This is a genomic window from Falsirhodobacter sp. alg1, from assembly GCF_000739715.2.
In the GTDB taxonomy this organism is placed as follows: Bacteria; Pseudomonadota; Alphaproteobacteria; order Rhodobacterales; family Rhodobacteraceae; genus Falsirhodobacter.
Genome location: NZ_BBJC02000029.1, coordinates 1 through 922, shown reverse-complemented (window position 1 = coordinate 922; position 922 = coordinate 1). Strand labels below are relative to the sequence as shown.

The 922-nt window shown below is 57.6% G+C and carries 1 protein-coding gene and 3 pseudogenes; 3 read left to right on the top strand and 1 reads right to left on the bottom strand.

Features of this window, described 5'->3' with window-relative positions; all coding sequences use genetic code 11:
• Positions 1 to 98: 98 nt before the first annotated feature.
• Positions 99 to 347: a hypothetical protein gene (locus tag TR36_RS15815; protein ID WP_045393816.1), complete on the bottom strand. Its 249-nt coding sequence runs from the start codon at positions 345 to 347 to the stop codon at positions 99 to 101.
• Between the two features lie 6 nt (positions 348 to 353).
• Between TR36_RS15815 and TR36_RS13935 the strand changes: the two are divergent.
• The 3 pseudogenes from TR36_RS13935 to TR36_RS15560 all read left to right on the top strand — a co-directional run.
• Positions 354 to 629 (top strand): annotated as a pseudogene (locus TR36_RS13935) (microcin ABC transporter permease); the annotation flags it as partial.
• A gap of 1 nt (position 630) precedes the next feature.
• Positions 631 to 780: pseudogene (locus TR36_RS15810) on the top strand (alpha-glucoside ABC transporter permease); the annotation flags it as partial.
• Positions 781 to 783: 3 nt separating this feature from the next.
• Positions 784 to 922: pseudogene (locus tag TR36_RS15560) on the top strand (carbohydrate ABC transporter permease); the annotation flags it as partial.

Below are 922 nucleotides of genomic sequence, written 5' to 3'. Positions count from 1 at the left end.
GAATGATAACATAGAAGCGTCCCTTATCTTCCAGAAGCACCTGGTGGGGGATCGGGGGCGGGCACACCCCCGAGCGGATCAGGATGTACGGTGCCCGATCACTCCTCGATGTACACGCTGGTCAGATCCTGAAACCAGGATTGGGCCGAGACGAAGCCTTTGACATGCTCGCTCATCGCGCGGGGGTTCAGGTCATGGACGATGAACAGCCAAGGTGCCTGGTCCACAATCTTGGCATGCAGCTCGGCCGTCAGCTCTGCCTGCTTTTCCGCATCGAAGGTTGTTTCGATCTGATCCAGAAGGGCATCGGTTTCTGGTGTACCGAAGGCACCCCAGTTCTGCGACACAGGGGCAACTATCTGCGGCTGGATTTCGGAGAAAGCTATTTCAGGTCGATTTCGGTGGTCGATCTGGTACTGGAAAAGATGCCGGTATCCATTTCGCTGGGGCTTTGGTCCACATTGATTGCCTATGCCATTTCCATTCCGCTGGGCATTGCCAAGGCAACGCGGGACGGCACGCGGTTCGACACATGGACCTCGGCCCTCATCATCGTCGCCTATGCCATTCCCGGGTTTCTGTTCGCGATCCTGCTGCTGGTCGTATTTGCGGGGGGCAGCTATTTCCAATGGCACGCAGGTTCTGGCCAACATGATGTACGACTGGTCGTTCCGTGCCGGTGATTTCAACCGCGGGGCAACGGTCGCCATCGTCATCATGGTCGCCGTCATGCCGATCATGGTGTGGAACATCCGCAATGCGCGCCGTGAGAGGGACTGAACCATGGATAATATCGCAGGCAAACGCGGACGTCTGACATGGGCCCTGAACATCGCCGTGTTCTTGCTGGTGCTGCTCTGGACGATTCCGACACTAGGGTTGCTGGTGTCATCGTTCCGCGACGCGGACCAGCTACAGGCAT